Genomic DNA, 25,190 nt, shown 5'->3' with positions numbered 1-25,190 from the left:
TGGCCTGCTGCTCGGCGCGACGCGAAGGGGGTTGCCCCTCACTACTCGACCTGGCCTGGCGCGTCCATCGCCCGGCGCCGCGCCCGCCGGGCAGGGGCGCGCGCCCCCGAAGCATCGGTGAGCTCCCGTCGAGCCGCGCTGATCCGTCGCGGCGCTCGCGCCGAGGCAGCTCGCCGCGCTCAGCGGCGCACGCAGCGTGTCAAGGCGCGCCCCGCCGACCCGCGCGCCGAGGACCTGCTGTATCTGTGCGAGCCCATCGTAACAGGGGACAGGAGGGCCCCTCGCCCATTGAAAAATTCGCTTGAGTTCACCCCGGAAGGAGCGCGAAAGATGGACTCAGGACAGGAGCCGGAAAGGGGGTGTCATCGAGGTGTGGACGGGCGCCTTTGGCCGTTGCGCCGCGAGCTGGGCGCGTGTTAGGGGTCGGGGAGGAGGAAATCCGGTTCGTTCGCCCCAGGCGCTTCGGGTTTCCAGCGGAGACAACCTCGATTGCCACGTGAGCGAGCCCGACCCTGGGTGAGAGCTGGCGTTGCCGAACGATCGCGCCGGGGCGTGCCGGGGGCGCCCTCATCGCGCTTCGGAGGGCGAGCGAGGGCTCGTTCGAGGTCGTGGACGACCGGAATCGTTGGAGCCAAGAGGGTCATGAGACGCAGCGAAGACCGGATTCTCACCACCCACGTCGGCAGCATCGCGCGGCCGGCGGCGATGCTCGAGATGGCGAGCCAGCGCCTCGGCCCGCCGAAGGACCCGGAGGCCTACGCCAGGCTGCTGCGCCAGTCGGTCGCCGCGGTGGTCAGCAGGCAGGCGGCGGCCGGGATCGACATCGTGAACGATGGAGAGTACGGCAAATCGAGCTGGGCGAACTACGTGCTCGAGCGCGTGTCGGGCTTCGAGCTCCGGCCTGGCGGCAAGAGCCCGCGCGACTGGCTCGGGCGTGACAAGGACCGCTTCAAGGAAGTCGTCGATCTCGAGTTCAAGGACAACCCCGGCACCCTCATGCAGCACGTCTGTACGAGCGCCCTCCGCTACCGTCCGGGCGACGTGCAGCGGGATGTCGACAACCTGAAGGCCGCGCTCGCCGGCGTGAACGTCGCGGAGGGGTTCCTCACGGTCGTCGCGCCAGGGAGCGCCGTGTTCAACGGCCTGAACGAGTTCTACGGGAGCGAGCGCGAGTACATCTTCGCCCTCGCCGAGGCGCTGCGCGAGGAGTACCTGGCCATCTCCGAGGCGGGCCTGGTCGTCCAGGTGGACGACGCGGTGCTCGCGAACATGTATGACCACCTCGTGCAGCAGAGCCCGCAGGCGTACCGCAAGTGGGCCGAGCTGCGCGTGGAGGCGCTCAACCACGCGCTCCGCGACATTCCGGAGGATCGCGTCCGCTATCACGTGTGCTTCGGCAGCTGGCACCTGCCGCACATGTCCGACGCGCCGCTGGAGGACATCGTGGACCTCATCCTCCGCGTCCGCGCGGGCGCGTACTCGATCGAGGCGGCGAACCCGCGGCACGAGCACGAGTGGCGCGTGTGGCAGAAGGTGAAGCTGCCGCCGGGGAAGATCCTCATTCCCGGCGTGATCACCCATCACATCACGACGGTCGAGCACCCGCAGGTGGTCGCCGATCGCATCGTGCGGTTCGCCAACATCGTGGGCCGCGAGAACGTCATCGCCGGGTCGGACTGCGGGTTTGCCCAGGCCGACCACATCCAGCGCGTCCACCCGTCGGTGATGTGGGCGAAGTTCGAGTCCCTCGCGCAGGGCGCGCGGCTCGCCACCGAGGAGCTGTGGGGGCGCAAGGCGTGACGGGCTGAGCGCGGCGCGCCGGCGCAAGGCGTGACGGGCTGAGCGCGGCGCGCGGCGGAGGGTCGATGAACGGCCGCGGGGCGAGGGAGCCGCCGCGGAGGGGGCGCCGGGTCAGCCGCGGCGTCTCCACGCGTGCGCCGGGGCGATTTGCGCCTCGAACCAGCAGAACGTCTCGTGCACCAGGAACGCGCCGCCTTGGCCATGCTGCTCGGCGAACCGCGCGAGCGCTGCGGGCTCGATCGCCCGTGGATCGAAGCGGTCGTGGGTCGTCGCCCGCCACCAGGTGAGCAGCGCGTCCAGCGTCGGATACACGTGCGTCCCCTGCTGCTCCTCCAGGCGGATCAGCTGCAACCCGGCGCCCTCGACGTGGTGCGCGAGCGCCGAGGCGTCCTCGAAGGCGAAGTCCCGGAGGATCGTCTCCCCCGACGGGTCCGCGAGCTGCGAGAGCTCCCCGACGAGCACGGGGAGCGACGAGACGCACTGGACGACGATGCGCCCGGCGGGGTGGAGCAAGCCGCGCAGCTGGCGGAGGACCGCCCGCTTGTCGCGGATCCAGTGGAACACGAAGTTCGAGAAGACGAGGTCGAAGGCGCGGTCCCGGGCGATGTCGCCGAGGGTCTCGGCCGTGCCCACCTGGAACTCCACGTTGGGCGCGGCCGCGGTGTCCCGGGCGAGCGCGATCCGCGCCACGTCCGGATCGATCCCGACGACGCGCCCGCCGGGGCCGACGAGCTCGGCGAGCTGCTGCGTGAGGCCGCCCGTGCCGCAGCCGAGGTCGAGCACGAGCTCACCCCGCCTCACGCCGGCGAGCTCGATGAGGCGCTCGCCGCGCCCCTTCTGCCAGAGGCTCCCTCTCCGGTAGGCCTGCGCGGCGTGGGACATGGTCATGGCTGGCATGGTCGCGTCGGCGTCGGCGTCGAGGTTGCGAGGAAGACCGCAGCTCATGTCGCAACCCCGCGATCGAGGCGCACGGTGACGAGATAGCCAGAGCCCTGGACCACGTTGGCGGAGTGCGGGACGCCCGGCGGGATCCAGATGCTCGTGCTGCTCGTGACGTGGTGGGCGGTGGAGCCGAGCTCGATGCGGTACTCCAGGCCTGTGGGGTCGGGGAGGATCAGGTTGATCTCCGGGACATCGTGGGTGTGCAGCGCGGTGTAGTCCCGGCGCGCCGGCTCGGCGCCGTCCACGCGATGGACCGCCAGGTGGACCGGGAACCCCGCGGCGAAGAACCGCCGGATGCACTCGACATCCTGATGAAATGCGACCGCGGACAGCGGGCTCGGCACGTTGGCGCAGACGACCGCCTCGTCGAGCCGCTCCTCTGCAGCGACGGACCTCGCGAGGAGGTTCATGGTCGTCATCGGTATCGGCGCAGACATCATGATGCTCCGTTCCCCGGGTGATGGCGCGGCGATCCCGCGCTTGTGTGTTGCGAGCCGACGCCCGGATGAGCAAGGCACATGCCGCCTGGCGCGCCCTCCGATGGACCGCGCCGGCGCGGCAACTCCGGCCGAACCGGGCGCGTCGCGGCGCGCGCGGGCCGAGGGCTCGCGCTCTGCGCGGGGCGAGCCACCGTGACATGTCACGGTCCGAGGCGTGACATGTCACGGTCCGAGGCGTGACATGTCACGCTCGCGGCGCGCGCCGCGGGCTCACGGCGCGCGCGCGCACCGCACGCCGCCCCCGTAGTCGCCCCGATGGTCGGTGGGGTGGTACGAGACGGCGTCACGGCTGGAGGAGAGCAGGTACGGCATGAGGGGCGTGTGGAAGCCGCCTCCGGGGAGCACGCGGTTGACCGGGCCCGTCAGGTAGGCGCGAAGCCGCGAGTCAGCGCCCGGCGCTTCGCTGCCGGCGGCGGAACGTGAGCAGCGCGAGGCCGACGGCGACGGCCGCCGCGATCGAGCTCATCGGCTTCGCATCGCCGGCGACATAGGCGCATCCGCCCGATTCGGATGCGGGGTCCGGGCCCGCGCCGGGGTCGTCGCTGCCCGCAACGCCGGTCGAGGAGCTACCGCCCGTGCCGCCGCCCGGACCGCCGCCGCCCGGACCGCCGCCGCCCGGACCACTGCCGGCGGGCTGCCCGCCGGTGCCGACGCCCGCGCCCCCGCCGGTGGTGCTCCCCGCAGCCGGTCCGGTGCCGCCGCCGGAGCTGACCGAGCCGCCCGCGCCGCCCGCGCCGCCCGCGCCGCCCATGCCGCCGCCGCCGTCAGGCCCCGGACAAGCGGGCTCCGGATCGGCCCCGCCGGCCTCATCGAGACCGAAGAACGCGAGGATGGCGTCGGCCTCGTACGGCATGGAGTGCGCGCCGTCCTTCCCTGACCAGGCCTCGAACACCGTGTAGCCACACTCGTCCTTCCAGAACTGGCGCTCATAGGTGGTTCCGTTCGAGGTCGTGCTGTCGGTCGAGGCCGGGGCCTCGCTCAACCCCAGGACGTTCGTCCACTCCTTGATCGCCTCGCCCTGGTTCTTGTAGTTGATCGTCGCGTCCGCCGTGCCGTGGAAGATCTGAAGGCGCGGGCGATGTCCCGTGTAGCCAGGATACATCGCGCGGACCTGGTCTCCCCATTGCGCCGCCGTCTTGCTCGTCCTGCCCCCCGCGCAGTTGCCGCTCCACTGGTTGCTCGGGTCGAAGCCGTCGGCCCAGCACCCAGCCGGCACCCCCGCCCTCGCCGCGCCGGCCCTGAAGATGTCCGGGTACACGGCCAGCATGGCCTGGGTCATCATCGCTCCGGAGGAGCCGCCCATCACGTAGACGCGCTTCGGGTCGCCGCCGTACTTCTCGAGCGTGTATTTCACCATCTGAGCGACGGCCTGCGTGTCGCCGCCGCCGTCGTGGGTCAGGGACTTCGTCGAGCCCACGTCCCAACAGTTCCGGCCGGTGGCCTCCGGGAGGACGATGATGAAGCCGTTCCGGTCGGCCCCCGCGCGGACCCCCGAGATGCTGTTGAAGAACCCGCTCACCGGCGTGCTGCACGAGTGGCAGGCCACCACGATGGGTGGATTGTCCGCCAGCCGGTCCGGGACATAGATGTTCATGTTGACGTAGTCCGGCACGCCGCTCGCTTTCCACGTCGCCCGGTCCACCTTCACCACGGACGCCGCGCGCGCTGGCACGGCCGCGAGCAGCCCCAGAGACATCGACGCGGCCACGAGGACGCGATCCTGAAATCGACGCATGTCCGAGCACCTCTTGCGCTGGCGTCGCCGACGATGGCGCGCGCTTGCCGCGTGGATGCTAGTCGACCGCAGAACTCCGGCGCAAGCCGCGCTTCGAGTTCTTCCTGTCCGGCAAAAGTTGAATCAAGCCACTCCGAGCCGCAGAACATTACAGCATCGCAGAAGGGCGAGATCCGCCGACGCCGGACTCTAGCACTCCGGCAGGTGGACCCCGACCTCCACCGGCACCTCGACCACGTTCACCGCGAGGCCGCCGCGCGCCGTCTCCTTGTACTTCGACTCCATGTCCGCGCCCGTGTCGCGCATCGTCTTGATCACCTTGTCGAGGCTCACGAAATGCGCCCCGTCGCCGTGCAGCGCCATGCGCGCGGCGCTGATCGCCTTGATCGCGGCCATCGCGTTGCGCTCGATGCACGGCACCTGGACGAGCCCGCCCACCGGATCGCACGTGAGCCCGAGGTTGTGCTCCATCGCGATCTCCGCCGCGTTCTCCACCTGCGCCGGCGTGCCGCCCAGCCCCTCGGCCAGCGCGCCCGCGGCCATCGAGCACGCGGAGCCCACCTCGCCCTGACACCCCACCTCCGCGCCGCTGATCGACGCGTTCTCCTTGTAAAGAAGGCCGATCGCGCCCGCCGTCAGCAAGAACCGGATCACCCCCTCGTCCGTCGACGTCGGCACGAAGCGCCGGTAATAGTGCAGGACCGCCGGGATGATCCCCGCCGCGCCGTTGGTCGGCGCCGTCACGACGCGGCCCCCGGCGGCGTTCTCCTCGCTCACGGCGAGCGCGTAGAGGCTCACCCAGTCCATCGCCGTCAGCGGATCCCGGAGGCCCGCCTCGGGGCTCTCGATGAGCTTGCGGTACAGCGCCGGCGCGCGGCGCGCCACCTTGAGGCCGCCCGGCAACACGCCCTCTGCCCGGAAGCCGCGCCGCACGCACTCCTGCATCACCGCCCAGATCCGCAAGAGGCCCGCCCGGATCTCCGCCTCCGGACGGAAGACCTTCTCGTTCTCCAGCATGACCTGGCTGATCGACAGGCCCCCGGCCGCGCACGCCGCGAGCAGCTCCGCGGCGCTGTGGAACGGATACGGGAGCGGCGTCGCGTCCTCCCCGATCGGATTCTCCCCCTTCGCCGCGGCCTCGTTCACCACGAAGCCGCCGCCCACCGAATAATACACCCGCACGCGCAGCGGGGCGCCGCCCTGGTCCAGCGCCGTGAAACGCATGCCGTTCGGATGGAAAGGCAAGCTCCGGTGCAAGAAGGCCAGATGCCCCTTCACCTCGAAGCCGATCTCGTGCCGGGCGAGCAGCGACAGCCGGCCGCTCCGGCGCACGCCCTCGACGATCTCGCCCGCGCGCTCGACGTCCACGCCGTCCGGCGTCTCGCCCATGAGCCCGAGGAGCACGGCCTTGTCGCTGCCGTGGCCGCGGCCCGTGGCGCCGAGCGAGCCGAACAGCTCCACCCGGACCGCCGCGGTGCGGTCGAGCAGGCCCGACGCGTCGAGATCCATCGCGAACATCCGCGCCGCGCGCATCGGCCCGACCGTGTGCGAGCTGCTCGGCCCGATGCCGATCTTGAAGAGATCGAAAATGGTGACTGCCATGTGCGCTGGTGCGCCGGAGAGCCTCGCAGGGGCGCCGCTCGACGCCCGCCGACACTACGAGATCGCGCCGGCCACCGCCACCGCCGCCCGGCGCGGCGCGGAGAAGCGCGCCGGGGGACGCGGCAAAATCGCGCGGCGCGCCGGACGCCCGCCGGCGCGGCGCCCGCGTCCCGGTGGTATACTCGGCCCGTCTTCCTCACTTCCCTCACCCTCCGAGATGAGGTCCCCATGCGCCATCTCCCGGCCCTGCTCCTCGCCGCCTCGCTGCTCGCCCCCGCCGCCGCTCGAGGCGACGGCCCGGCCCCCGCGCCCGCGCAGGGCGACAAGGCCCCCAGGCCGCCGGCGCTCGAGGTGACGATCGACCGGTCCAAGGTGGACCTCAAGGGCCGCCAGATCGAGGTCAAGCTGTCGCGCGCCGCCGCCAAGGTGCGCATCAAGGTCGTCGGCCAGTCGGGCGCCGTCCTCGCCGAGGAAGAGAAGCCGTTCGGCGGGGCCGCGGCCGGCACGCCGCTCACCGTGACCTGGACGCCATCGAGCGACGAGACCGTCGCGCGCATCGAGGTGTACGGCCACGACACCCAGGGCTACTGGGCGGGGGTCGCGATCCTCCCCTGGAACGTGAGCATCCCCCACGAAGAGGTGCAGTTCGAGACCAACTCCGATGTCATCCGGGCGCCCGAGGTGCCCAAGCTGGAGGCGAGCCTCCAGAAGATCTCGGAGGTCGTCGCGAAGACCAGCGAGCTCGGCAAGATCACCCTGTTCATCGTCGGCCACACCGACACCGTCGGCAGCGAGGAGCACAACCTCGCCCTGTCGCGGCGGCGCGCGCGCGCGATCGCCGCCTGGTTCAAGGGCCGCGGCCTGAAGCTCCCGGTCGCGTTCGAGGGGCTCGGCGAGTCGGCGCCGCTCGTGAAGACCGCGGACCAGGTGGACGAGCCGCGCAACCGCCGCGTCGACTACATCCTGTCGGTCGAGCCGCCGCGGCTGCCGTCCGGCGAGGCGTCCTGGAAGGCGCTCTGAGGCGAGCAGGCCCCGCATGAAGACCACCGTGCTCGCCGTCGGGACCCGGGGCGACGTCCAGCCCGCCATCGCGCTCGGCAAGGCGCTCGCCGGCCGCGGCCACGACGTCCGCGTCCTCGCCGGCAAGAGCTTCCAGGGCTGGATCGAGGCGCACGGCCTCACGGCGATCCCGGCGAGCGTCGACACCGTCGACATCATGGAGAGCGACCTCGGCAAGGCGTGGGTGGCGCGCGGCACCGATCCCCTGGCCCAGCCGCGGATCCTGCAGCAGATCATCGATCGCTACGGCGCGGAGATGTCCGAGGACGCGCTGCGCGCCTGCGAGGGCGCCGAGCTCATCCTGAGCAGCTTCACCTCGGACACGTACGCGGCGTCCATCGCCGAGGCCTCCGGCGCGGTGCAGGTCAGCATGCCGCTCCAGCCCTCGATCCTCGCCACGCGCCACGGCCCGACCGCGACGGTCGCCCCCGTGCCGCGCGGCGACAGCGCGCTCAACCTCCTCGTGGGCAAGCTCCTGATCGAGCCGACGGTGTGGCGCTGGTACGCCGGCGTGACGAACCGCGTGCGAAAGCGGCTCGGCCTGCCGCCGCAGGGCCGGCGCGCGTACCTGGCCACGCTGCGCCGCATGCTGGTCGTCCACGGCTACAGCGCCCACGTGGTCCCGCGCGCCCCGGACTGGCCGCCCGGCTTCCACACGACGGGCTACTGGTTCCTCGACGAGGGCGGCGCGTACCGGCCGCCCGAGGCGCTCGAGCGGTTCCTCGCGGCGGGCGAGCCGCCCGTCGCCGTCGGCTTCGGCAGCATGACGTCCCACGATCCCGCCGCGACCACCCGGCTCCTCGTCGACGCCGTCGTGCGGAGCGGCCGGCGCGCGGTCCTGCTCTCGGGCTGGGCCGGGCTCGGCGACGCCGCGCTCCCCGACTCGATCCTGCGCATCGACGCCGCGCCGCACGACTGGCTGTACCCGCGCGTCGCCGCGGCGGTGATCCACGGGGGCGCCGGCACCGTGGCCGCGTGCCTGCGCGCCGGGCGGCCCGCGGTGGTCGTCCCGCACCTCGGCGACCAGCTCTACTGGGGTCGGCGCGTCGAGGAGCTCGGCGTCGGCCCGCGCGCCATCCCGCGGCCGCGCCTCACCGCCGAGGCGCTCGCGGCCGCGATCCACGCCGCCGCGACCGACGCCGGCATGCGGCAGCGCGCCGAGGAGCTCGGCCGCAAGATCCGCGGCGAGGACGGCGTTGCGACGGCGATCGGCCACATCGAGCGGCGCCTCGCGGCGCGCGCGTGACGCGCACGCCTGCCCCGAGCGCGCCGCCGCTTGCCTCCGGGGCCCGGCGGCGCGAGGGAGCCGGCGATGGCGGAGGACAAGGCGCTCGCCCTGTGGCTCGTCCCCGGCGGCGCGCCGGCCGCGCGGCTCCGGGAGCTCATCGCGGCGCTCGCCCGGGAGACCGGCGGGCCGGCGTTCGCGCCGCACCTCACCCTTGTCTCCGGGCTGCGCGGCGACGGCGCCGCGCTGGCCGCGCGGCTCGGCGAGCTCGAGGGCGCCCTCCACCCCGTGGAGCTCCGGGCATGCGGCCCCGCCGTCGGCGCCTCCCGCCACCAGTGCGTGTTCCTCGACGTGGCGCTCACCGAGCCGCTCGCGGCCCTGCGCCGCGCCGCGCTGGCCGCGCTCGGCGCCGGCGAGCGCCCCTTTCGCCCGCACGTGAGCCTCGTCTACGGCGACCTGCCGGAAGACCGCCGCCGGTCCCTCGCCGCGGATCCGCGGGTGCTCTCGCTCGGACACGACCGATGGTGGGCAGAACGGCTCGAGCTGTGGACCGTGGACGGGCCGACCGAGCGCTGGCGCCGCGTCGAGGGCGTCGCGCTGACGCGCCCGTGATCGCCTCGCCGGCGCGGGCACGGGCCTCCCACGGCATGTCCGGGCACGCGTGTCCGGGCGCGCGTGTCCGGGCGCACAGTTCCGCCGGGGTGGGGCGGCTCGCCGGAGCGTTGCGTCCCGCGCGCAGGACGCGGCTCTCCGGAGTAGGTGATCCCCTCGGATCTCGGCTAGCCTACGGGCCATGGTGGCGGCTCCCGTTGCGATAGGCGATGTGCTGGCGGGCAAATACCGCGTGGAGCAGATCGTTGGCGCAGGCGCGATGGGCACGATCGTCGCCGCGTGGCACCTGGAGCTCGATCAGCGGGTCGCGATGAAGTTCCTGCACTCGCCCGGGACCGAGGGCGGCGACCCGGCGGAGCGGTTCCGGCGCGAGGCGCGCGCGCTGGCCAGGATCAAGAGCGAGCACGTGGCGCGCGTCCTGGATGTCGGCTCGATGCAGGACGGAATGCCCTACATGGTGATGGAGTTCCTGGAGGGGAACAACCTCGCGGAGGAGATCCGCGCGCGAGGTGCGCTGCCCGTGGTGGAGGCGGTCGGGTACGTCCTCGAGGCCATCGAGGCCATGGCCGAGGCGCACGCCGCGGGGATCGTGCACCGCGATCTCAAGCCGGCCAACCTGTTCCTCGCGCGCCGGCCCGACGGCGGGCGGATCATCAAGGTGCTCGATTTCGGGATCTCCAAATCGATGCTCGGCGGCTCGCGCGACGAGCTGGCCCTGACAAAGACCGCGGCGCTCCTCGGCTCGCCGCTCTACATGTCCCCGGAGCAAGTGCGCTGCGCCAAGGACGTCGACGCGCGCACCGATATCTGGGCGCTCGGCGTGATCGTTTACGAGATGCTGATCGGCCGGACGCCCTACAACGGCGACTCGGTGCCGCAGCTCTTCGCGTCGCTGCTCCACGAGACGCCCCCCACGATGGCGCAGCTGCGCGCCGACGTGCCGCGCGAGCTCGACGCGGTGGTGATGCACTGCCTCGCCAAGGACCCCGAGCAGCGGTGGAGGAACGTCGGCGATCTGGCGGCGGCGCTCCTCGCGTTCGGCCCGGCCGGGAGCCACGTGCACGTCGAGCGGGCGCGCCGCGTGCTCGGCCTCCCGGGCGCCCGGCCGCCGGCGTACAGCCAGCCCGGCATCTCGCTCCCTCCGCCCGGCGCGGCGACCGGCGGGCAGCTCGCCGGAGCGCGCCCGTCCGTGCCGCACGGCGCGCCGTCCCCCGCGGCGTCCGCGGAGACGGGGCCCGCGGTGAGCTCGTGGAGCAACACGGGCCACGCGCCGCGCGCAGGGCGCAAGGGGGCGCTCCTCGGCGCGGCCCTCGCGGTCGGCGCCGCGCTGGCCGCGTTCTCGTTCGGCGCCCTGCTCTTCCTCTTCCTGCGCTCCGGGAGCACCGCCGGCGGCGAACAGCCCCCCGCGCCCGCGGCGACGCAGCTGCCCGCCGCCGCCGCCAACGCCGCCGCGCCCGAGCCGCCCGCCGCCGCCGCCAGCGCCGCCGCGGCCGAGCCGCCCGCCGCCGCCGCCAGCGCCGCCGCGCCCGAGGCCGCCGGCAGCGCCGCCGCGGCCGAGCCGCCCGCGGCCGCCGCCAGCGCCGCCGCGGCCGAGCCGCCCGCGGCCGCCGCCAGCGCCGCCGCGCCGGCGGCGGCCTCCAGCCCGCCTGCGCATCCCGCCGCCCGGACGGCCGCGCCGCCGGCGAGCGCGGCGGCGCGCCCCGCCGAGCACGCGCAGCCCGGCGCGAGCGCGCGCCAGGAGCCGCGCCGGAACACCACGATCAGCGACTTCGGCGGGCGGCGCTGAGCGCGGCGCCCGCGTCAACCGGGCGACGGCCCTCGGGCCCCGTCGCGGCCAGCTTGTGAGGAGAGTACAGGACGAATGAGACGGCATCAGCGAAGCACCGCACACCCCGTCGCCCTGGGTCTGTGCGCGGCGTTGATCTCCGGGGCGCTCCCCGCGCGGGCGGAGCCGAGCGCCGCCGAGAAGGCGACGGCGGAGGCGCTCTTCGACGCGGCGCTCGATCTGATGAAGCAGGGGCGCAGCGAGGAGGCGTGCCCGAGGCTGGAGCAGAGCCACCGCATCGACCCGGGCATCGGCACGCTGCTCTACCTGGCCGAGTGCTACGAGAACACCGGCCGCACGGCGAGCGCCTGGGCCACGTTCCGCCAGGCCGCGTCGGAGTCGAGGGCCGCGGGCCAGGCCGAGCGCTCTCGCAAGGCGCAGGCGAGGGCCGCCCGGCTGGAGCCGGGCCTGTCCAAGCTGAGCATCGGCGTCGCCCCGGAGAACCTGGCCCTCCAGGGGTTCGCGGTGCGCTCCGCCGGGCAGCCCGTCGAGCCGGCGATCTTCGGCATCGCGATCCCGGTGGATCCGGGCGAGATCGCGATCGAGGCGAGCGCGCCGGGCCATGAGACCTGGAAGACGACGGTGAAGCTCGGGAGCAACAAGGCCTCGGCGAACGTCGACGTGCCGGCGCTCAAGCGGCTCGAGGGGCCGCCGCCCGACCCGGTCAAGCCGCCGCCCAGCGAGGCGGAGGTCGCCGCGCCCGCGGTCGGCGCGCCCGCGCCGGCGTCTGCTCCGGCGCCCGCTCCGGCGCCGGCGGCGTCGCGGGGCGACACGATGCGCCTGCTCGGCCTGGTCGTGGGCGGCGCGGGCGTCGTGGGGCTCGGCGTGGGGACGTTCTTCGGCGTGAAGGCCATCTCGAAGAACGGCGACGCCGAGGGCTACTGCAAGGGCGGCAGCACGTGCGAGGATCCGCGCGGCGTGACGCTGACCGAGGAGGCCAGCAGCGCCGCCACCGCCTCGAACATCGCGTTCGGGCTCGGGGCGGCGGCGCTCGCCGGCGGCGCGGTGCTGTACTTCGTCGCGCCGCGGCCGTCGTCGCGGGTCGAGGTGGGGCCGGTGGTGGGCGCGCGCAACGTCGGGCTGCGCGTCGGAGGGACGTTCCAATGAGGCGCGCCCTCCCGACCGGGCTCTTGCCGCTCGTCCTGCTCGCCCCGGCGGCGCTCTCCGGCTGGCTCGGCTGCCACGCCATCGCCGGCATCGAGGACCGCACCTACGTTCCGCCGGAGGAGGAGCAGGAGCCCCCCGTGAGCGAGGCGTGCGCGTCGTACTGCGCCGACGTGATGGCGAACTGCACGGGCGAGAACCAGGTGTACTCCACGCTGGACACCTGCCACGGCGTGTGCGCGGCGCTCCCGGCGGGCGATCCGCTGGAGCCGGTGGACAACACGCTCGCCTGCCGCGCGCGCCAGGCGGAGCTCGCGGGGCTCACCGGGGAGCCGGCGGTGCACTGTCCGGCGGCGGGCCCGGGCGGCGACGGGGTCTGCGGGACCAACTGCGAGAGCTACTGCGCGCTGCAGGCGGCGGCGTGCACGCCCGAGCTCCCCACGCAGGCGGAGTGCGTCGCCAAGTGCGCGGGGCTCCGGAACGTCGAGGGGTTCGACGCCATCGAGAACCACGAGGGCGACACGCTGCAATGCCGGCTCGTGCACGTGAGCTCCGCGACGGTGGACCCCGACGAGCACTGCCAGCATGCGAGCCTGATGCCGGTGACGCCCTGCATCGAGCCGGAGGGGACCGAGCCGAGCTGCGAGGACTTCTGCCAGGTGGTCATGACGTCCTGCGAGGACGACCGGGCCGTCTACGACTCCATCGAGCAGTGCCTCACCGTCTGCGCGGCGCTCCCGCCGGGCGGAACGGAGGACCGGAGCGAGAACACGGTGGGCTGCCGCCAGTACCACGCCTACAGCGCGCTGCTGGCCCCGGACACCCACTGCGCGCACGCGGGGCCGGGCGGCGACGGCCATTGCGGGCTCGACGGCGACTCCACGACCACGGGCAACTGCGCGTCGTACTGCACGCTGCTCGAGGCGGCCTGCAAGGAGGCGTTCGACGAGATCTTCGGGGACCGGGAGGCGTGCGAGCTCGACTGCGGCGATGTGTCGGGGGCGGGCCGCGACTCCGGCTACGCCGTCGCGAGCGCCGAGGGCCCTACGGTCGCGTGCCGGCTGCTCCACGTGAGCCGCGCGTTCGAGGATCCGACCCTGTGCGCTGCGGCGCTCGGGGATCCGCCCTGCCAGTGACGGATGGCGGGCGGCGCGGCGCTGCCCTGTGGACGTAGGGGCCGGTGCGCTCCAGGGGCCCGACAGCGGTCGTGCTGCAGGGCCTCGTCCTGTCCCCCGGGGGGCCGGCACGACGATGCCTGGCCTGGTTACGTCCTGCATGGATGGGAGAGATGTGCCGAGCGAGCCGCCGTCTGTGCCATGGGAGGGGGGTCCGACACTGGCTCAACCGCAATGCATTGCGACACACCGGGGTCCGGACCCCTCCGAACCGTTCCGCGGAGAGCCATTCCGGCGGAATCTGTGCCAAATAACGCCCGATTCCGAGCAGATTTGTGCCATTTACCCCTCAAAAGCGCTCGATCTTGTGCCAGAAGGGGGGTCCGGACCCCTCCGGATCGCAATCCAGAGCGCTCGCGCGGGCTCTGGACCCCTCCGGGTCGCAATCCAGCGCGTGCGCCGTGGGTTCCGAGCGCTCCTCGGCGGATGGCGGAGCGCGCGGCGGTCAGCTCAGATCACGGGAGGGGAGGCGGGTATTCGCGAGGTCGAGCGGGCGCCCGGCTCGCGTCAATTCACGACGGGCACGAACTCCTCGCACGCCTCCTCGATCGCCGTGAGGGCGTTCGTGAGGCCGTCCTCGAGGCGCCCCGCGCAGAGATCCCAGAAGAAGCCGCGGCCGTCGGAGGAGAACGTGTTCACGAGCCGCTGCAGGTTGCGGGCCTCATCCGCGCTCCCATAGGCCCCCTCGCAATCGGTCTTCCCGCCGATGCCGAGGAACACGACGTTCTTCGCGTCGCCCTTCACCTTGACGAGGCGATCGTGGATCGCTTGCGGCTCCTGGCGCGGGACGGGCTGCTCGTCCTCATCGGTGATCACCACCACCACGAGGAGCGCGTCATCGCGGACGAACCCCGCGTTCTCCTCCTGGGAGAACGGCGGCTCCAGCGCGGCGGCGACGGCGGACGCGGGCTGTTCGTCGTCGTTGTTGCCGCTGCACTGGACATCGTCCACATAAAGATCTGCGGCGCACTGGAACTCGCCCGTGAGCTCGGAGCTCGAGCTATCCATCCACGCTTGTCCGCTCTGGAACGAACATTGGCCTGCGGCGCCGCGCGTGTGGAAATTTGCAGGACGCGGGCAGGCGTCGATCACGGCCGCGCGGAAGTCTTGGATGCCGCTGATATCGAGCAGCGCCTGCGCGAAGGCCGGGAACACGACCTCGCGCATCGACTGCTTTTCCTCGTTCATGCTCGAGGAGTTGTCGAGCGCGAACACGACATCGACGTGCTGGCACCCCGCGCTGTTCGCGCCGCTGCCCCCTGTCCCGCCGGTCGCTCCGCTGACCCCGTTGCCGAAGGAGCCCCCGCCTTGCCCGAAGGGGCCACTCCCCGACCCGAAGATGTCCCCCCCCTGCCCCTGGCTCCCTCCGCTGGCCGCGCCCGGCGAACCGCTGTCGTCGTTGGTGCCCGAGTCACCGCCGCACGCCACAAGACCCACCATCCCTGCGCAAAGCGCCGCGCACCATGCTCTAAGCTCCATTCCGCACTCCTTCTCCTTCGGGGCGCTATGCCCTACCCGCTCGTCGACGGTCCCGCGACGTCGATCGCCGGAACGTGGATTGTATCACGCGCGTAGCGCCCGCTCCAGCGGATCGGCCGAGGGGGGCGACGAGCGTTGCCGTCCCTGCCGAGTCCTCGCGCTGAGCGCGCCGAGGAAGAGGGGGACCTGATCATCCATGCACCGATGAGCTCGATGATCCATGAGCGCAACAGCCGCATGCCTCGATGGCCCGGCGCTCGAAAACACCGGTGACACGAGGGCTTGTCGGTCGGGCTGCTCGACCTGCCCCAAGGCCGCGAAATCCGGCCCGATTGCGGCGATCCAGCCCTCCAGGCGCTGACGACGGAGCGGCACAAAATTCAGGGTCTCCCTGACGACTCGGTCGGTAGACGCATCCACTGACGCTCTCTGCGAGCCCCCCTACAGTGTGTCGCATCGACGAGGGGAACGCTGTCCCCAGGACGAGCAGGCCTGTCGAGGTTCAATCATCAAAGCGCCCGCGTGCAGGTGGGACGCGGTCGAGGATCCGAAGGAAGACGGGCTCGGATTCGAGGATTCGCTTCTTTTGGCCTGGCGGCATACCCCATTTTCCAATGGCGGTAGGCCCTCGAGGCGACCGGAGCGACGCCGCGCTACTCCCAGCGCTCCGCGAGGACGGCCCTCATCCGGTCGATCCTGAGCGCGCGCTCCAGGGCGCGCCCCTCGAAGGCGCTGAGCAGGGCGGGCAGCGCCTGCCGGGCCAGCGCCAAGAGCGCGCGGCGGCGCACCTCGGGGTCGAGCCTGCCCTCGGTCACGATCTGGCTGAAGGCGAGGGCGAGGATCGCCTCGTCCCGCGTGAGCAGGCCGTACTCGTCCTCCTCGCCGAGCGCCTGGACCTCGGCCGCGTCCACGGCGTTCCAGTGGGCGCTCTCCACCTCCCAGCGGGCGAGGAGCGCGTCGAGCAGCTCGAGGGGGCTCCCCTTCGGGTGCTCGTCGCGGAAGTCGCGGAACGCGGTCAGCGTCTCGTGCGCCGTCTCGTTGCCGAACGGGGCGGTCTCGTCGGTCAGCGACCAGAAGAACGGGTCGGCCAGGGCAGCGGCCGCCCGGGGGTGAGCGTCGTCGGGGGAGAGGTCGGGGAGCTCGGGCGCTTCGATCATGGAGGAGGGCCTTCCGTCGGGTGAGGCGGGCGCGGCACCGCTACCTTACCGCGCCGGGCCGCCGCGTCACCTCGCCGGGGCGCCGCGCGGGGCCGCGGCGCCGGCCCTCCTCACTTCCAGCGCCACTTGCCCTTGCCCTTTCCCTTGTGCTTGCCCTTGTGGATGACGATGACCCGGCGGCCGTCGTCGTCATCGTCGTCGTGCACCACGACCGTGGGCCTCACGTCGACCTTCACGGCCCACGCGGTGGCGACCAGGATGCCGATCACCGGCGCGCTCGGGCCGACAACGATCACCGAGCCCGGCCGGTAGCCGCAGAGGACCACATCCGTGTGCCCGCCCTCCTTGAGCACCACCGTGATCTTGGTCGGGTTGACCTTCGCCTTCAGCTTGCCGGTGAAGTAAAGCCGATCGGGCCCGGGCGCGAGCACGATGACGTCGGGGCCCGACGCCGTGTGGATGGCCAGCTTGATCTCGCGCTCGCCGATCGGGACCGGCTTGAGGTTGAGATCGAGCACGTAGACGCGCAGGTCGCCCGTCTCCTTGTCGGCGACGATCTCCACGATGTCGTCGCCGACCGGCTGGAGCACGCCGCCGTTCGGGCCCTTCAGCCCATCGACCTTGGTCGCCTGGTTCTCCTTGGCGCTCTCCTGGAGCTCCCGGGTCCCGCCGCGCGGCACGTGCAGCACGCCCGTGAACGGCTCGCCCCTGACCTTGAACTCGTAGCCCACCTCGGTGAGGTCGTCCTCGAGCGGCGGGATCTTGGCGCGCAGGACGCCGCCCGACTTGGGCTCCGGCACGAGCTCCGCCTTCACGGGGGCGCCGTCCTTGCCAGGCACCTTGACCGTGAGATGGCCCGACACGCCCTCTTCGATGGGCTTGCCGCCGCTGTCCTTCACGAGCACCGTCACCTGCCCGTCCTGGGCCACGGTCATGACCACGGAGCCGGGCTCGTGCTGCTCCGTCAGCGCCCAGTTGTCCTCGATGCTCTCCGCCGTGATCTGCGGCGACTTGCTGCAGGCGGGCGCGACGAGCGCCGTGGAGACCACCGCGAGCGAGAGGAGCACGGAGCGGAGACAACCCTGGATTCTCATACATCCCTCTTTGGCAAAGCCCGGATCGAGCGCTTCGACTGCGGAGTCCATCTCTCGGCGGCCGGGTGAGCCGGCCGCATCGTACCAGAGCGGCCGCGCCCGCGTGGCCGTCCGCCCGCGCCACGGGCGCGCGCCGGCGGCGCCGCGCGGCCGTGGACCTGTCCCGAGGTGCTCATGACCCGCATGCCGCCGCCTCACACCTGCTTGCGGGTCACGGACCAGATGAAGCCGTCGTACCAGAAGTGCATCAGCGCGACGGTCTGCGTGAGCGACCAGAGCGCGCGGTCCTCCGCCGGCGCGAGCTCGGCCCACACGCCGTACGCGAGGACGCCCCCGAGGAAGACGGCGACCGCGATCGGCTTGCCGGCGCGGCGCGCGTCGAGGCGCAGCCGCCGGCGGAGGCGGCCGCCCTCCGACCACCAGACGAGCGCGAGGTACTGCACCGCGTGGAACAGGTTCATGATGAAGAACGCCTGTCCCCAGGGGTTGAACCCCCACGTGTAGATGGAGCAGAGCCCCGTCGTCACGAACAGCCACACCTTCGGGAACGACACCCGGTAGCCGCGCCGGTACAGGGAGCGGTAAGCGAGCGCGTAATAGACCAGGAACAAGGTCCCTGCGGCGATGACGACCCAGCGGATGACGCGGTGGTGCGCCTCCATCAGCCCCGGGACGGAGGTGAAGAGGGCGGCGCCCACGTCCTCGAAGGCGTCGAAGCTCTGGAAGTGGAGGATCATCGTCGCGCCCGCCAGGATGGGGCCGACGTAGAGGAGCAGGTTGAGCCAGAGATCCAGCCGGCGGCCGAGCGCCGGCGCGTTCCCCGCGCGGGTGTCGTAGATGCGCCCGAGGCCGAACGTCTGGAGCGCCGAGTGGTAGACGTCCCAGAACACCACGAGGACCGTCACGCAAACGACGGCCCACATGGACAGCATCATCGCGGCGAACAGGGCGACCGGCGCCACGAGGAAGCGGAGCCGGTGCTGCCGGAAGATCTCCGCGTTGCCGTGGCTCCGGAGGAGCACCGCGGCGAGGTGGCCGTGAATGAGCGTCCCGATGAAGAGCCCCGCCCACGTGACCTTCTCCCCATACAGCCGGAACCGCGCGTCGGTGAACGGCGTCCCCGCGATCGAGGCGCCGGCGGCCACCGCGACGAGCGGCGGGAGCAGGAAGAAAGCCCAGTCGTACCAGGGGCCGACGATGTAGGCCGTCCTGCCCGCGGCGGTGAGCGCGGGAGACGCGGGCTCGGCCCGGGCGCTCATGCCGCACGCTCGACCGGGGCAGACGGCGCCTCCGGAGCTGCTGGCGAGAAGCCGATCGTCCACCCCTGCACGGCGAGGTGGTCGACGAGCGACAGGAGGAAGAGATTCAAGCCCAGCATCTCCATCGACTCCTCCACGAAGTCGATGAGCGCGTAGACGAGGTTGTCGCTCCCGGCCTGCGCGGTCCAGTACCCGAGCGGCAGCTCCAGGACGAGGGCGCCGGCGACATAGATGCTGCCCGAGAGCAGGAACCGGTTCCGGGTGCCGCGCGGGAGGTGCGCGAGGAACCCGAGGTACGCGAGCGCGAACGCCGCCACCACGACGGCCGCCGGGATCACCCAGCTGAAATACAGGACGCCGCCCAGATCGAGCCAGGAGCTCGCCGCTTCGTGGATCTCCACGACCTCGTCGAGCGAGATGTAGAGGAACGCCGCGGCGAGCCCCCACCAGTGCTTCACGAACCGGCCCCCGCGGCGGGCGCCGGCGGCGATCGCCGCGAGGGTGAGAGAGCACGCGAACAGCAGACACGATGTGTACCACGTGGGCACATTCTGCTCGTAGCTCAGCGAGAGCAGCGGGACGACGCCGCTGCGGCTCTTCAGCTTGAGGATCGGCTTGAGCACCTCGACGGCGAGCCCGGCGCCCGCGACGGCCGCCATCGAGGCGAACAGCGCGGTTCGCAGCCTGGCGCTCGCGAGGGTGATCTGCATCGCACATGAATAGATACGCGAGGACGTCTCACGCCGTCAACGCGCCCAGACCCCTGTCTGACCGGCGCGGCGCGCTGGCGAGCGGCCTCAGGAGAGCTCGCGACGCGGCCGCAGGCGCCGCCCGGCGGCGGAGCGCGGCAAGGGCGAACAGGCACCGTCCGTCGCGTTCGCCCCTGCTGTCGCGCGCTCGCGCGCGCCGCCGGGACGCGCGCGCTCAAGGCGCGCGGTAGGCGACGATCTGGCCTTCGAAGCGGTAATCGCCGCCGTTCGTCCAGAACACGTCCTGACCTTCCGGGGCGGCGATGCGCCAGGCGAAGTGCTGGCCGAGCGCGAGCACGACGGTCGTGCCGCTCTCGAGATCGTGCGCGTTGACGCTGCGGTTCCGGCTCGTGTCCGTCGAGAACAGCGTCGAGCCCCGGAGGGCCAGCCCCGCCATCGAGCCGCCCTGATGGATCAGCGTCTTGGCCCCACCGGCGATCGGCGCCTTGAACACGCCGCCGTCGCCGGCGCTCGCCCAGTAGACGAACTCCGCGTCCACCGCGATCCCGGTCGGCTCCGCCTCGTTCTCGGCGATGACCGTCACCTCCCCGCCCGACTTCGCCACCTTGTAGACCTTGTTTGTCGCCTTGCCGCCGGTCCAGTAGATGTGGTCTTTGTCCTGCGCGAGGTGCTCGGGCCTGCCGGCGTCTTCCGCGAGGACGACGGGCTCGCCGCCGTCGAGCGCCATCTTGTAGATGTTGTGGCCATCGCCGTCGCCGAAATAGAGCGACGTTTCGTCGCCGATGAGGCTCAGCAGATAACCGATCTCGACCAGCGTCTCCATCTCCAGGGTGGATTTGTCGACGCGCTTGATCGCCGACGGGATGACCGGATCGTTGTCGCCGCCGCTCGCCCAGTACACGTCGGTGTCGTTGACCCACAGCGCCGTGGGGTCGGGATCCGGGGGCGTCATCGCCTCCGCCTCGGTGGTGCCCTTCTTGACGCGATAGATGAAGCCGTCGTTCGAGTCCTCGGGCGCGGTGTCCTCGGTGCCGCCGCTCGCGAAATAGAGGTAGGCGTCGTCGGCGGCGATCGCCTTCGGGAAGTAGTGCTGGCTCGCCATCGCCGTCGGCGGGATCATCCCGGCAAAGAAGCTGGAGAAATGCGAAGTCTCCGTGATGACCCCGGCGAGAGAGGGGTCGTGACGCTCCATCGGGGTGAAGTCGTCGGAGCCGGTGGGCGCGGTGAAGCCGTACGCGTCGAGGAAGGTGTTCTCCCCGAGCTCCGCCTCGAGCTCGACGGTGATCGGCAGCGTGAGCGTGATCGGCTTGGCGAACGTCTGCCCCTCGGGGCCGAGGACATACATGGGCCCAACCGCGCCGTCGCGCGTGGCCTCGACGCGCTCGATGGTGAGCCCCGTCGCCGCGCTGACCGCGCCCGGCGGCACCTCGATCGTGAAGCCGTCCTCCGCGGTGAAGACGCCGCCCTGGGCGTCGACGGAGAACTGCGGGCTCTCACCCGGCGCGGCGTCGTCGCCCGCGTCCGTCCCCCCGCACGACGCGCTGCCGAGCGCAGCCGCCGCGCACGCCAACACCACGAATGAGGATCTGCTCATCGTCTCGCCTCTCCGCGGGCGGTCGTCGCCACCCCACCCGCACTGGTTGTGATGGGCGAGCAGTCGCGCCCCGGCTCGCCCGCGGCTCATGAATTGACGCGACGAGATCGGCGCGACGGAGCCGAGCGGCCCTGAGGAGCTCGGAGGTGAGGTGTGATGACCTGGTGAGAGCGTTGCGCGCGGCGCGAGAGGCCGTTACCGGCTGGGGAGCGGCAGGCCGGCGTGCGCCGACAGGCGGGCCATCGCGAGCTTGGCGGCGACGAGCGCCTCCTCCGGCGTGCTGCCCGTGGCCGAGAGGTGGCCCATCTTGCGGCCGGGCCGGGCGATGCGCTTGCCGTAGAGGTGGAGCCGGACGCCCGGGATCTCCAGCGCGGCCTCGAAGGGCGGCGGCGCGCCGCCGAGCCACGCGTCGCCGAGCAGGTTGACGATCGCGGCGGGGCGGACGATCTCGACCGAGCCGAGCGGCAGATCGCAGACGGCGCGGACCGCCTGCTCGAACTGGCTCGTCGCGCAGGCGACCTCGGAGGCGTGGTAGCTGTTGTGCGGCCGCGGGGCGAGCTCGTTGATGAGGAGGCGGCCGTCCTTGAGCAGGAAGAGCTCGACCACGAGCAGGCCCTCGACCCGCAGGCCGACCGCGAGATCGAGCGCGATCTGCACCGCCTGCCCCGTCACCGAGGCCGAGAGGGGGCCGGGCAGCAGCGACCAGTCGAGGATCTGGTCGCGGTGGTGGTTCAGGGCCGGCGGGTAGACCGCCAGCTTGCCGCTCGGGCTCCGCGCGACGAGCACCGAGAGCTCGGCCTCGAGATCGAGCGCCTGCTCGACCACGCAGCGCTGGCCGCCCAGCGATCCGAAGAGCGCCTCCACCTCGCGATCGACGTCGCCGCCGCCCGGCGGCGCGCCCCCCGAGAGCCGCAGCTGCCCCCTGCCGTCGTACCCGCCGACGCACGACTTCACGAAGCACGCCCCGCCCATGGCGCGCGTCGCCCCGAGGAGCTCCGCGCTGGTCGCGACCTCGCGGAAGGGGCCCACCGGGAAGCCGTTGTTCGACAGCCAGCTCTTCTGGACGCCGCGATCCTGTACCATGGCCAGCACGTCGGCCGACGGGCGCACCGGCGCGAGCCGCGCGGCGGCCGCGAGGCCGGCGGTGGCGACCTTCTCGATCTCGAGCGTCACCACGTCGCACTGCGACGCGAGCTCGGCCGCCTGCGCGGCGTCGTCGAACGAGGCCACGATGCAGCGATCGAGCACCGACCGGGCCGGGCAGTCCGGATCCGGGTCGAGGGCGTGGACCTTGTATCCGAGCGTGCGGGCGGCGAGCGCCGTCATGCGGCCGAGCTGACCGCCGCCGAGGATACCGAGCGTAGAGCCGGGAGCGATGGGCATTTCTGGGACCTGTGAAAGACTGGGTGAAGCTGGGTGAGGCTAGACGATGACCGAGTCGCGGAGCACCGACGCCTCCTGGGCGCTGCGGAACGCGGCGAGGCGCTCGCGGAGCTCGGGGTGCTTGCCCGACAGGATCGCCGCCGCGAACAGGGCGGCGTTGGCGGCGCCGGGCTTGCCGATCGCCATCGTGGCGACCGGGACGCCCTTGGGCATCTGGACGATCGAGAGCAGCGCGTCCATGCCGTTCAGCGCCGTGGCGGGGATGGGCACGCCGATGACCGGGAGCACGGTCTTCGCGGCGACCATCCCGGGCAGGTGGGCGGCGCCGCCCGCGGCGGCGATGATCACCTCGATCCCGCGGTCCGCGGCCGTGCTCGCGTACTCGAACATCCGGTCCGGCGTGCGGTGCGCCGAGACGACCCGCACCTCGTGCGGGATACCGAGCTGCGTGAGCAGCTCGCTCGTCACGGCGAGGTGCTCGTAGTCGCTCTTGCCCCCCATGATCACGCCGACCCAGGGCCTCTCGGTCGAGCTCGCTCCCATCGCCGTCGGGGCCCGGCCCTCGCCGGCTCCTCCTTGCTCCATCGTGCTCATCGTTCCACCGATCACCGATCCATCATCCATCGACCGAGGCGCCGCGCCCCGGTCAGCGCGTGAGCTGCTCTAGCAGGCTCAGGCTCTCGCGCTCCTCCTCGCCGATCTCGCCGTCGGACGAGATCATCTCGCGCGCGGCCGCCAGGAAGAGCTGCCGGTGCGCGCGGGGGATCTTCATCGGATCCAGGTCGTCGGCCGCGGGCGGCACCTCGAGCCAGCTGCGCACCTGCTTGGCCTCCTCCTCGTCGAGCTGGAGCCGCAGGATCATCTTGCGCACGAACGCGCGCTCCTGCTCGCGCACCTGGAGGTCGGCCCAGGCGAACGAGCAGATGAACCGCATCAGCTGGAGGCGTTCTTGGCGAGAGAGCTTGTCGAGCATGGGCGGAGACTCTAGCCCGGATCAGCCGGCGCTTTGTGTGGAATCGGCACGCCGCCCGCCGTAAAGGATTCCCGGGACCTCGCCGTTCGCGCTCACGCGCTCCGGCGCCCCGGCCTCTTCCCGCTTCCGCTCCTTCCCGATCCTTCCCGCTCCTTCCCGCTCCTTTCGCGATTCCGCGCTGCCCGCCCGCGGCGCCTCAGCGGTACGGGCGCGCGACGCGCCGGCCGCGCAGGAGCGCCGACAGGTGCAGCTGCGCGCCGAGCAGATCGCGCAGGGTCGCGGGGTCCTCGAGCGGCGCCGGCACCGTGATCACGATGGCGTGCGGCGCGATCCGCAGCGCGTGCGTGCGGGCCCGCAGGCGCTTCACCGCCTCGCGCGCCCCGGGCGAGGCCGCGCGCAGCTGCTCGGGATCGTCGGGGTCGAGCGCCGCGTCGAGGGGCGGATCGAGCACCAGCGTGACCTCGGAGCGCTCGGGGTGGGGGCCTCGCTCGAAGCACGTGTCGATGTGGAACGTGGCGCCGTCGAGCTGCGCGTCGCGGATGCGCATGCGGCCGACCTCGAAGCGGCCGTGGACCTCGGCCGCGAACCGCTCCCACGCCGGGCGCATGCCGGCCATCGGCGTGGGCGGCGGGATGCGCGCGGACGCCGCGGTGATCTCGGCCGCCAGCGCGGCGAGGTGCTCCAGGAACGCGCCGAGCCACGGCTGGTCGTGGCCCGGCGTGCGGGACCGGACCGACACGTGCTCGTCGTCGAGCCGGACGTCGTCGAAGGCGAGCAGCGCCCTGCGCAGCGGCCCCGCGACGACGGCGCGGACCTGGCCGGGGTCGCGCCCGCGCACGCGGTAGCGGCGGCCGAAGCCCTCGTCGTCCTCGGAGGCGAGCGCGAGCAGGAAGCGCTTCACGCCGACCTCCAGGTCGAGCCCCCACGACGGCCAGCGCAGCTCGCCCACGAGCGCGCCGCTCGACGACGAGCCCGCGTCGATCCACACCGACGCCGCGCAGCCGGCGAGCGCGCCCGAGAGGCGCAGCTCCAGCGGATCGAGCGACAGGCCGTGGCGCGCGCCGACCGCGCCCCAGACCGCGCGCCACCGCCCCGAGCCGATCTGCCGGCGGATCGCGCCGAGGCCGGGCGGCCGGTCGAAGACGCCGAGCACGAGCGGCGTCGTGTGGACGACGCCGTCCGCCCGCGCGAGCTCGACGCGCACCTCGAGCCCCCAGACGAGGGCGACCCACCCGGCGTCGAACGAGGGCGCGACGGAGCGGGGGATCCGGAACCGGAAGGGCAGCTCCCGCCCCTCGTCGCGGCTGTCCGCGCGGCGGAAGGCGGTGAAGCGGTGCGCCTCGGTCGCGCGGTTCGACGCGGCGGGGCCCCCGCTGAGCAGGCGCTCGACGCCGACCAGAGAGATCTCGATCCCGCGCACGCCGCGGCCCTGCACGTTGCCGAGCGCCACCGCCCCCGAGATCTCGTCGCCCGGCGCGAAGACCTGGTCGTCGAGCGAGACCTCGATGAAGGGGCTGTCGCCGCGCGCGGTGGTGCCCGCGACCGGCGAGCGGGGCGGGCGCGTGCCCGGGCGCGGCGTGACGAGCACCTCGTACGACTCCTGGACGTCGAGCCACCACGGGATCGCGATGGAGAGCGTGATGCCGTAGCGGATCTCGGCGCGCGTGCCGAGGTACGAGCAGGGCGCGTCGGCCGGGAGCGGGAAGCTCGCGCGGTAGCGCTGCTCGCCCTCGGGGAGCGTCGTCTCCCCCGCGAGGCGGGCGACGAGCGAGAGGAAGTGGGGCGGCACGAGGACGCGCTCCTCGACGCGGGCGACCTGCATGCCCTCCAGGTGGAGCTCGATGGAGTCGACCGGCGTCCTCGCGCGGCTGCGCAGCATGAGCTCGACCAGGACGACGTCGCCCGGGTGGACGGTCCTGGACATCCGGAGCTCGACGTCGGGTCGGCTGCGCATGGCGAACG

The 25,190-nt window shown here is 72.7% G+C and carries 21 protein-coding genes; 7 read left to right on the top strand and 14 right to left on the bottom strand.

Annotated elements, in window-relative coordinates:
• Positions 1–642: 642 nt before the first annotated feature.
• Positions 643–1,800, top strand: coding sequence for a cobalamin-independent methionine synthase II family protein (locus NQZ70_RS11560; RefSeq protein ID WP_129574271.1), 1,158 nt, complete (start codon positions 643–645; stop codon positions 1,798–1,800).
• 111 nt (positions 1,801–1,911) lie between these two features.
• Here the strand turns inward: NQZ70_RS11560 and NQZ70_RS11555 are convergent, their stop codons facing one another.
• The 4 genes from NQZ70_RS11555 to NQZ70_RS11540 form a co-directional block, all read right to left on the bottom strand.
• Positions 1,912–2,688, bottom strand: a complete 777-nt coding sequence (locus NQZ70_RS11555) for a trans-aconitate 2-methyltransferase (protein ID WP_237245235.1) — start codon at positions 2,686–2,688, stop codon at positions 1,912–1,914.
• Positions 2,689–2,741: 53 nt separating this feature from the next.
• The gene (locus tag NQZ70_RS11550) at positions 2,742–3,152 is read right to left on the bottom strand and encodes a hypothetical protein (RefSeq protein WP_237245234.1); all 411 of its coding nucleotides are present in this window, start codon (positions 3,150–3,152) and stop codon (positions 2,742–2,744) included.
• A gap of 475 nt (positions 3,153–3,627) precedes the next feature.
• The gene (locus NQZ70_RS11545; RefSeq protein ID WP_129574269.1) at positions 3,628–4,977 is read right to left on the bottom strand and encodes a PHB depolymerase family esterase; all 1,350 of its coding nucleotides are present in this window, start codon (positions 4,975–4,977) and stop codon (positions 3,628–3,630) included.
• 189 nt (positions 4,978–5,166) lie between these two features.
• The gene (locus tag NQZ70_RS11540) at positions 5,167–6,579 is read right to left on the bottom strand and encodes an L-serine ammonia-lyase (RefSeq protein WP_129574268.1); all 1,413 of its coding nucleotides are present in this window, start codon (positions 6,577–6,579) and stop codon (positions 5,167–5,169) included.
• A 228-nt stretch (positions 6,580–6,807) separates the two neighbouring features.
• Between NQZ70_RS11540 and NQZ70_RS11535 the strand changes: the two genes are divergently transcribed.
• The 6 genes from NQZ70_RS11535 to NQZ70_RS11510 all read left to right on the top strand — a co-directional run bounded on the left by NQZ70_RS11535 (position 6,808) and on the right by NQZ70_RS11510 (position 13,540).
• Positions 6,808–7,599 (top strand): OmpA family protein, encoded by a 792-nt coding sequence (locus tag NQZ70_RS11535; protein ID WP_129574267.1) that lies wholly within the window; start codon positions 6,808–6,810, stop codon positions 7,597–7,599.
• 16 nt (positions 7,600–7,615) lie between these two features.
• Complete coding sequence (locus NQZ70_RS11530) at positions 7,616–8,884, top strand: glycosyltransferase (RefSeq protein ID WP_129574266.1); 1,269 nt, start codon at positions 7,616–7,618, stop codon at positions 8,882–8,884.
• Between the two features lie 66 nt (positions 8,885–8,950).
• A complete protein-coding gene (locus NQZ70_RS11525) occupies positions 8,951–9,475 on the top strand; it encodes a 2'-5' RNA ligase family protein (protein WP_129574265.1) in 525 nt (174 codons plus the stop codon).
• Positions 9,476–9,656: 181 nt separating this feature from the next.
• Positions 9,657–11,261, top strand: a complete 1,605-nt coding sequence (locus NQZ70_RS11520; RefSeq protein ID WP_129574264.1) for a serine/threonine-protein kinase — start codon at positions 9,657–9,659, stop codon at positions 11,259–11,261.
• A gap of 75 nt (positions 11,262–11,336) precedes the next feature.
• Positions 11,337–12,407: a tetratricopeptide repeat protein gene (locus tag NQZ70_RS11515; protein ID WP_129574263.1), complete on the top strand. Its 1,071-nt coding sequence runs from the start codon at positions 11,337–11,339 to the stop codon at positions 12,405–12,407.
• Positions 12,404–13,540 carry a hypothetical protein gene (locus NQZ70_RS11510; RefSeq protein WP_129574262.1) on the top strand — a complete coding sequence of 379 codons (1,137 nt, stop codon included), beginning with the start codon at positions 12,404–12,406 and terminating at the stop codon, positions 13,538–13,540. Before NQZ70_RS11515 ends, NQZ70_RS11510 begins: the two co-directional genes overlap by 4 nt.
• A gap of 546 nt (positions 13,541–14,086) precedes the next feature.
• Here the strand turns inward: NQZ70_RS11510 and NQZ70_RS11505 are convergent.
• The 10 genes from NQZ70_RS11505 to NQZ70_RS11460 form a co-directional block, all read right to left on the bottom strand.
• Positions 14,087–15,058, bottom strand: a complete 972-nt coding sequence (locus NQZ70_RS11505) for a hypothetical protein (protein ID WP_129574261.1) — start codon at positions 15,056–15,058, stop codon at positions 14,087–14,089.
• Positions 15,059–15,711: 653 nt separating this feature from the next.
• Positions 15,712–16,215, bottom strand: coding sequence for a hypothetical protein (locus NQZ70_RS11500; RefSeq protein WP_129574260.1), 504 nt, complete (start codon positions 16,213–16,215; stop codon positions 15,712–15,714).
• A gap of 110 nt (positions 16,216–16,325) precedes the next feature.
• Positions 16,326–17,309: a hypothetical protein gene (locus NQZ70_RS11495; RefSeq protein ID WP_129574259.1), complete on the bottom strand. Its 984-nt coding sequence runs from the start codon at positions 17,307–17,309 to the stop codon at positions 16,326–16,328.
• A 194-nt stretch (positions 17,310–17,503) separates the two neighbouring features.
• Positions 17,504–18,568 (bottom strand): hypothetical protein, encoded by a 1,065-nt coding sequence (locus tag NQZ70_RS11490; RefSeq protein ID WP_129574258.1) that lies wholly within the window; start codon positions 18,566–18,568, stop codon positions 17,504–17,506.
• The gene (locus NQZ70_RS11485; RefSeq protein ID WP_129574257.1) at positions 18,565–19,278 is read right to left on the bottom strand and encodes a hypothetical protein; all 714 of its coding nucleotides are present in this window, start codon (positions 19,276–19,278) and stop codon (positions 18,565–18,567) included. Before NQZ70_RS11485 ends, NQZ70_RS11490 begins: the two co-directional genes overlap by 4 nt.
• Positions 19,279–19,492: 214 nt before the next feature.
• Positions 19,493–20,872, bottom strand: a complete 1,380-nt coding sequence (locus tag NQZ70_RS11480) for a DUF5050 domain-containing protein (RefSeq protein ID WP_237245233.1) — start codon at positions 20,870–20,872, stop codon at positions 19,493–19,495.
• A 195-nt stretch (positions 20,873–21,067) separates the two neighbouring features.
• Complete coding sequence (gene purK / locus NQZ70_RS11475; RefSeq protein ID WP_129574256.1) at positions 21,068–22,255, bottom strand: 5-(carboxyamino)imidazole ribonucleotide synthase; 1,188 nt, start codon at positions 22,253–22,255, stop codon at positions 21,068–21,070.
• A 39-nt stretch (positions 22,256–22,294) separates the two neighbouring features.
• Complete coding sequence (gene purE, locus NQZ70_RS11470; RefSeq protein ID WP_207217987.1) at positions 22,295–22,798, bottom strand: 5-(carboxyamino)imidazole ribonucleotide mutase; 504 nt, start codon at positions 22,796–22,798, stop codon at positions 22,295–22,297.
• A gap of 103 nt (positions 22,799–22,901) precedes the next feature.
• Complete coding sequence (locus tag NQZ70_RS11465; protein ID WP_020734229.1) at positions 22,902–23,228, bottom strand: TerB family tellurite resistance protein; 327 nt, start codon at positions 23,226–23,228, stop codon at positions 22,902–22,904.
• A 196-nt stretch (positions 23,229–23,424) separates the two neighbouring features.
• Positions 23,425–25,182, bottom strand: a complete 1,758-nt coding sequence (locus NQZ70_RS11460; RefSeq protein WP_129574255.1) for a hypothetical protein — start codon at positions 25,180–25,182, stop codon at positions 23,425–23,427.
• Between the last annotated feature and the right edge of the window lie 8 nt (positions 25,183–25,190).

The organism is Sorangium sp. So ce836 (genome assembly GCF_028553905.1).
GTDB lineage: Bacteria > Myxococcota_A > Polyangia > Polyangiales > Polyangiaceae > Sorangium > Sorangium cellulosum_D.
This window is presented reverse-complemented; position numbering and strand designations above follow the sequence as displayed.